Origin of the sequence: Proteiniphilum sp. (genome assembly GCF_040307845.1) — a bacterium.
Classification (GTDB): domain Bacteria; phylum Bacteroidota; class Bacteroidia; order Bacteroidales; family Dysgonomonadaceae; genus Proteiniphilum.
In genome coordinates this window covers 166066-173797 of record NZ_JAWRIS010000020.1, presented here as the reverse complement: position 1 = coordinate 173797, position 7732 = coordinate 166066, and the positions used below count along the sequence as shown (strand labels likewise).

6 protein-coding genes are annotated in these 7732 nt (G+C 46.9%); all 6 read right to left on the bottom strand.

What is annotated here, in order from left to right:
* Positions 1-156 precede the first annotated feature (156 nt).
* Positions 157-1038, bottom strand: a complete 882-nt coding sequence (locus tag ABV001_RS05360) for an alpha/beta hydrolase (RefSeq protein WP_294082436.1) — start codon at positions 1036-1038, stop codon at positions 157-159.
* A 102-nt stretch (positions 1039-1140) separates the two neighbouring features.
* Positions 1141-2544 carry a carboxylesterase/lipase family protein gene (locus ABV001_RS05355; RefSeq protein WP_352421849.1) on the bottom strand — a complete coding sequence of 468 codons (1404 nt, stop codon included), beginning with the start codon at positions 2542-2544 and terminating at the stop codon, positions 1141-1143.
* An 82-nt stretch (positions 2545-2626) separates the two neighbouring features.
* The gene (locus ABV001_RS05350; RefSeq protein ID WP_352421848.1) at positions 2627-3388 is read right to left on the bottom strand and encodes an alpha/beta hydrolase; all 762 of its coding nucleotides are present in this window, start codon (positions 3386-3388) and stop codon (positions 2627-2629) included.
* Between the two features lie 169 nt (positions 3389-3557).
* On the bottom strand, positions 3558-4376 hold the full coding sequence (locus ABV001_RS05345; RefSeq protein WP_352421847.1) for an MBL fold metallo-hydrolase: 819 nt from the start codon (positions 4374-4376) through the stop codon (positions 3558-3560).
* Between the two features lie 106 nt (positions 4377-4482).
* Positions 4483-6123: an alpha/beta hydrolase gene (locus ABV001_RS05340; protein WP_352421846.1), complete on the bottom strand. Its 1641-nt coding sequence runs from the start codon at positions 6121-6123 to the stop codon at positions 4483-4485.
* Positions 6124-6159: 36 nt separating this feature from the next.
* The gene (locus tag ABV001_RS05335) at positions 6160-7725 is read right to left on the bottom strand and encodes a RagB/SusD family nutrient uptake outer membrane protein (protein ID WP_352421845.1); all 1566 of its coding nucleotides are present in this window, start codon (positions 7723-7725) and stop codon (positions 6160-6162) included.
* Positions 7726-7732: the final 7 nt, after the last annotated feature.

Sequence of the window (7732 nt, the reverse complement as noted above, 5' to 3'; positions counted from 1 at the left end):
TTTGGATATTCGTTGATCGACATAACTTCTCAGATTGTGGAAAATCCTTAAAGTTACTGATAATCAACGAATTATCCAAATTTTTAAGCAGCTATTTTATTGATAATCAGACATCTATTTTATTTTATAACGAACCATTGTTATAATATGTCAACTCTATTTTCCAAAGGTGCGGGAGATGAATGGCAAGCTCACATAGAGCGCCGAGTGCCAATACTCCCAGGTGTGCCCTCCGTCGCGTACACGGAACTGGCAGGGTATTTGTGCTTTGCGCATGGCTTGTGTGAATTCGATATTGCGGTCCAGCAAGAAGTCGTCATCGCCACAATCCACAAACCATTGGATGGAGCGAAGTTGTTCTTTTCGTGCTTCGTCGGCCTCTTCCACAAATTTTACGCAGCTGTTTTCAATGACCGACTTGGTCAGGATGGCCATCTTGTCGTCGGGATTCTGTGACGGTGCGGCTCCTTCCTCGGGGATGCTCATCAGCGCGCTCATGGCATACACGGCACTGAACCTGTCGGGATGGCGCTGCGCGTAGCTGGTTGCTCCGCCTCCGCCCATTGAGAGGCCGGCGATGGCACGGTGCTGTTTGTCGCCGATTACGCGGTATGTACTCTCAATATACGGGACAAACTCCTGGAAGAAGAAATCTTCGTATGCCCATCCCGGCATATTGAAATAGCCATTCCAGTCGCCTGCATACACATTCCCCCCGGCGTTGGGCGTAACGATAATCATTTCTGTCGCCTCTCCCGAAGCCACCAGCTGGTCCATCACATCCTTCAGGTGTCCCCTCATGGTCCATCCCTGATTGGTATCCATCATGCCGTGCAGCAAGTAGAGGATAGGGTACTCTTTCTCCTTGTCTACCTCGTAGCTCTGTGGCAGGAAGATATTGAAAGCCCGGTCTGCATGCAGGATTTCACTATGGATGCTGTCCGTCACTATCTTGCTTTGTGGTCCCCATCCCGGGAACTGTGCATGCGCCGCCAGTATGGCAATTGCGGCAAAAAATGTCAGAATAGTTCTCTTCATGTTTTTTTATGTTTATTGAATTAGTGCTCAAATTTACTAGGAATGTCACATATCGTCCAGGGCTATTTACCTGTTTCCACACCTGGGGACTATTGTAACGCTTTATTTCACCTGAATATCCAAGGTCTGAATATGCTCATTTGATTTGGTGCAAGGGTCCCACAAAGGCACACCCTCACCATTCGGATTCCCGGTTTTAGCGAAGTTGGTCCAGTAGGTCACCATTCGCTCGCTCAGTTCAAAATCGGCCTGTTCCATCGGTCGCCAGCTCTTGCCCAGCGTTCCAAACATATACCATAGTTCAGCAGAATGGAACGCTCCCTTCATATCGCCAAAACCACCCATTTGCGGTCCGGCAGGCATATCTTCTCCCGGCAAATCGTGGCTGAAGCAGTAAACGTAAGCCGGTTCCTTGCCTTGTTCTTCAAGGAGAAGGCTCCAATCCACGGCGGCCTTTTTCATCACATCCGGCATCAAATCTTCCGACGTATAACCGATCATATAGGGGATGTCCAGTTGATTCCCCGCTTTCGCCACCTCATCCGGTGAAGCTGTCAGCAGTTCTCCGTCGATAGAGGGTCCAAAAGGAAGTCCCCCGAAGGTTTGCTGTTTCATCAGGTACTTTATCATCACCTCCTGAAACTTATCGGCAGGAAAGAGGCGCATCTCCTCTAACGTTGTCGCTTCCGCCCCATCCCACATCTCCTTGCCAGTCTTTTCTGCTTCCCGCAGAGGTTTGGCGGCAATGATTCCACCCAGCCCTCCACCACTTTGAATGATGGCGCGTTGAATAAGGCCTTCGGTCAGCGGAGAGGAGATGAGCGCCTGCACGCTACCCGCACCGGCACTCTGTCCCATTACGGTTATATTGCCGGGATCGCCTCCAAATGCCGCAATATTGTTTTTCACCCATTTCAGGGCAGCCAGTTGGTCGAACAGTCCATAATTGCCGGATCCTTTGCCCTTATTCTCCGCCGTCAGGAGCGGATGCGACAAAAAACCGCTCATTCCCAACCGGTAGTTAATGGTCACCAATATCACTCCTTTTCCTGCATAGGCATTGCCATCGAATTCGAGTTCATGTCCATAGCCGGCCATATATCCACCGCCATGTATCCAGAAGATTACCGGCAGCTTGGCGTCTTTCCCTGCCGCCGGCGTCCACACATTCAGATAGAGACAGTCTTCGCTGCGTTCCGGATTACCACCCTGATAAAACTCCTTCCAATAAAAAGAGCCTACCGTTTGGTCTCCTTGCAAGGATGCCGCACCAAAGGTGTCACATGAACGCACTCCCTGCCAGGGCAATACGGGTTGAGGCTGCTTCCAGCGTAACTCCCCCACAGGAGGGGCAGCGTAGGGAATCCCTTTATATACCATCAATCCGGGCAGGTCACAGGCTACTCCTGTTATCTCTCCTCCCTCCACTCTCAAAACAGGTGTCCGGGCATGCATTCCCATGAGCGGAAGCAGGCCTATGAACAGTGATAGAATTGCTTGTTTCATCTAATGATTATTTTTTGTTGTTTAAAAAAATCAAATATGCAATAAAAATGACAGTGTATGATAATCGAACGCTGTCCCTTAACTATTTTTCAAACGAGCGAGACACAAAGGGAAGCGCAAGATAGAGGGCGCTTGTCCAATACTCCCAGGTATGGCCACCGTCGCGAATACGTAACTGGTAAGGAATCTGCTGTTGACGCAAGGCTGCCACAAAAGCGACGTTGGCATCGTAGGTGAAGTCATCATCGCCGCAATCCACGAACCAGCGAACGCTCTTCCAGGCTTCCACCTGTTCAGGTGTTCCCTCCAGAATAAGCTTTACGCAATTATTATCTTCCACAAGCTGATGAATCTTTTTCTGCACAGGATCATTGAAGTTGATCCAGAACAAATTGTCATGACGATAAAAATAACCGCTCATGGAATAGGCCGCGGCAAACAATTCGGGATGTGCGGTGGCATATACCACTGAGGCACCACCCCCCATCGAAAGTCCCGCAATGGCACGGTGTTGCTTGTCGCTCTTCGTGCGATAGGTAGTGTCGATATAAGGAATCAGCTCTTCAAAGAAGTAATCCTGGTACCTCCAATCGGGGTTGTTGAAATAGTTCATGAAGTCTTTCCCTGCTTCGGGACAAACCACAATCATCTCACTGGCATCCTCGGCAGCAATCAGCTGATTGGCGATTCCCTGCAACTGTCCGGCTTTTGCCCAATCGGTATGGGAACCGCCTCCACCATGAAGCAAGTAAAGGACAGGATATTCCTTGTCCACGTTTTTATCATATGTCGCCGGCAGATAAATGGCATATTCTCGTTCCAGATTCAGTATGTCACTGGGCATTTTTTTATATTCTACCCTTCCTGTGCTCGGGAACTGTGCAAAACCGCATAGCCAAACAGATACAAAAAAACCGAGTAACAAAATTCTATTTTTATACATAGATTAAGTAGTTTATTTATAGAGAAATAATTGAAAATGGGGAGTTCCCACGATCATTCTAATCACTCCTTTAATTTATATTTTCAGGGTCGAACACGATCATGGCTTGCCCATTGGCAACGATCATCGGATTTTTACAGGCGATATCTATTCCCATATTGGGATAATCTTTTGCTCCTGTTGTGTCTCCCTCACTCAGCCGCTTTGCCAATACCTTCATGTCGAGGATATAATTTATGTCGAGTGGACGTTTTACGTAGGGATAGTGTCCTACGTAGAGTTTGGTGATGTTGTGTCCATTCATCAACTGTTCCATTCTCGCGCAGGAGGCATAATAATCGTTCATGGGTACATGCGGTTTCAACTGCAGCCATACTTGTCCTGATCCGAAAGCATCACCAGTAAAAGAGGCATTGATGGAATGGTCCATCAGAATGATAGAGCCGGGTGTATGTCCGGGCATCAGGTAGACCTCAATATGTCGGCCACCTAAATCGAATGAATCTCCTTCTTGCAGCCACTTGTACTCTCCTTCAAAAATTATGTCGATTGGTATGATGGTGTCTGCAGGATGCATGTAAACCTTATCGAAGAAACGGATGTTTCCTGCATGATCTCTGTGGTTGTGAGTAAGAACAACTATTAGTGGTTTCTGTGTGATTTTTCGGACAATCTTGTCTAGATCTTCACATTGGGTACCGGTGTCGATCAGCATTGCACGGTCGTCACCTTCAAGGATATACATAGTGGTCATATCGGCAGTCTCTACCACCCATGTTCTTTCTTCAAGCTTGCTTATGGTTAACTCTCCATTCTTGAAAAGTTCCTGTGCCGCTGTTTTGGGAACCACAACAATTAAAAGAAGGAGAGCTGTCAAAATATTTTTCATACTCATTCTATTAAGAATTTACACATCAGTAATGAATATTTCCATGCAGCATATTTTATGCTGCATGGAAAAAACTACTCTACCTATATCAGGAAAAGACACACATTCAATTCTCGGAAAAAAGTGTACCGAGTTTTGCTACAATTTTAGGGGTACAAGCCATCCAAAATGCCCAGTCATGCGCGCCATCACGGGTGATATATTCGTGATCAATACTCATGCTATCCATGAATCCTTTAAACCAGCCAGCCGTCTCATATAAGAAGTCGCCGGTTCCTATCTCCAAGGTAATACCCGGTAATGTTGCTCCCTCTGTCACGGCAGCTCCATAAATGTCGAACAAATTGGGTGTTCCGTCTATCATTACAGCAGGGCTGCAAGCGTAAACGTAAGAGAACATCTCCGGGTGAATTCCGCCATAATAGAGTGAACCATATCCTCCCATTGACAGGCCACCGATGGCGCGGTTTTCCCGATCTCCTTTCACTTTATATAGCGCCTCGACTGTTGGGAGGAACTCGTCGAAGAAATAGGTCATGTATTGGGCATCTCCTTGGTAACCGTTTACATAGAACAGATTTTTGCCGTCTACTGTACAGTTAGGCATGATGACAATCATTTCAGGGGCTGTGCCGGCAGCGACGGCTGCTGCTACTTGCACATCAATCTTGCCACCGGTGATCCAGTCATTGTTCCCGCCGTCAGCACCATGCAACAGGTAAAGCACAGGGAAAGTCTTTATGCCATCCCAGCTTTCGGGCAAATAAACCGAGTATTTCATATCCATACCCAACACCTCACTGGTGATGGTTTGGTCTTTTAGCACCGTACCGCCATTATTCACTTCGGAGGCAAACATGATGCTGAAAGCACCGTCTGTACCAGGTTCATTTTGTGCTGTCAGTGTAACCAGGTTTTCACCACTGAAGCTGTACAGAGGATTTCCGTTCATGTCTTCCGCCGCTGTAATCACAATACTCCCTTGGGTAACATACTGTTTTTTATTGTTCGCATCGGTAAAATAGGTGCCACCACCCATTTCTACCCCCCATTCAGGAAAATACACCACCCAGCCGTTGTCCGCCAGCCGCGCTTCGGTTGGATAGCCGGCAGTAGTATAAGTGCCTACCAGGTCGGCCAATGTCATTCCCGCGTTGTTGACAGCATCTACATGGAACACAGCAACCCCGTTGGGATCCGAGACGGTGATCGCATATTTCGTGAGTTCGGGATACACCGTTTCATTTTCATCCACCACCTGATTTTCCACAATAGAAATGGTGTAGCCGCTTGCTTCGGGATCATCCTCTCCTACTTCAAAAGAAAGGACTCCCTTATAATCTACTTTGAAACGATTACCCGAGGCATCAGACAGTAAACCGGAGATATAGTAGGTGCTCTCTAGAAGAGTTATTTCCAAATTGCCGGAAGCCACCACAATATCGCCATTTATCACGGCCGAGAACTGATTTTTGTTGCTCACGGCAGCCGCAGGAGTATACACGCCAGCAGGCATAATCCATTCACTACTTCCGAGGGTGAGTGTCATGGTGTTTGTGCCGTCAGAAAGTGTCATAGGGAAAACCTTGATGCCCCCGCCTATTTTTTCGGTTGTCGCTTGCTCAACTTTGTCGAACACATATCTATCCATGTCATATTTTCCAGACAGCGAGTCTAGTGAATCTTCATTGCACGCACCCACAAAACAGAGCATCAGCAATATCAATAAGGGTTGTATCTTTTTCATATGATTATCTTATCTTTTTAGCGTTAATAATAGAGGTTACCAGTCTGCATGCTGATCCATATTCGGATTCAGTTCTATCTCCTTGAGGGGTATAGGCAACAATTTGTGTTTCGATTTGAACCCGTAAGTTGAATTCTTAAACAAAATTTCAACACCGGTAGCAGAATAACTTGGAATCTCCATTCCTTGATTGGCCAACACTGTTTCGGCATCTCCCCACCGCACCAAATCTTGGAAGCGAACACTCTCCAGGCAAAGCTCCAATCGTTTTTCTTTCTTTACATCCTCCAGTGTTACAGAGGTTAAGTTGGGCAGTTGCGCGCGGGTACGGATTTGGTTGATATATCCCAGTGCCTTGCCGTTATTTCCACTTTGCACGTGGGCTTCCGCAGCCATCAACAGGACCTCTGCATATCGCATCACACGCAGGTTTATGTACTGTAATACCTGAAAATAAGAGGCGTCATACACATTGTCGGCTTGCAGTGCCCGGTTTTTCCACATGAAATAACCTTCGTGTCCTACCAAGTTCGCCCCTGTCTGTAGTGAAATGCCGGCAGTTTCCATCTGTTCCGCAGTGCGCAAAGTGCTATTGAATCGATAACCATTCGCGCCCTCCATTTCCATAAAGGCATCGTACAAACCCTTCTTGGGGTTCATGAACCCATATGTGCCAGAGGCTATAAGCGCGGAGGCACTGCCAGTAATGTTCAGCTTATCCGTACGCCATCCTTGCATGATGAAGGTCATGGTATATTGGTTCCAGGCTTGTTCAGAATCGTTGCGCTTTTGTACCTCCAGCATAGATTCGGGACTTCCGTCGGCAACAGCATGCAGCAATTGGTCATAGTCCCCCGTATAGAGCTCGTATTTGCCGGAATCAACAACTCTATCCAGCATTGTGGCCGCCTCACTGTATTTCCCTTGAAATAAATAAGCTTTTCCCAACATGGCCTGCGCCACTTCTTTTGTAACTCTGATACCGGTTACATTGTCGTTGACACTACTTTTGGAGGGAAGCGAGTTTGAGTTGATCGCATCGTTGAGGTCACTCTCTACAATCTCCCAAAGTTCCTCAGGAGTGCTATTCCCAAGACGATACTCTCCCGGAGTCAACAAGTGGTCGACAACCGGAGCTGTTCCAAACAGCGTCACCAATTCAAAGTGCGACCATGCCCGATAGAATTTCGCCTCCGCGACGGCACGTTTTTTGACATCCGTATCCGGCTCCAGCAAATCAATAATCAGATTCGATTTGTAAATGATACCATACGTTCCAGAATATATACCTTGTATCATGCTATGGTCGGTGTCGAATGTATATTCATTTAATTGCTCCATTTGGGGATTGTCACCCCGAGAACCGCCACCAGCCCACACATCATCAGCTAATAAGTTTTTCGTGTAAAACCAATTATAATAATTGGCAGCCCAACTTGTATACAAGGAAGCCAGTGCCTGCAAGGCATCTTCATCAGTCTTGTAAAAGTCCTCCTGGCTTCCCATATTTCCATGCTTTTCTATGTTCAGACGATCTTCACAACCTGTACTGAAAACAGATAGGAATCCTAATATCAGTATGTAAAAATATTTAGTTTTCATTGTTATT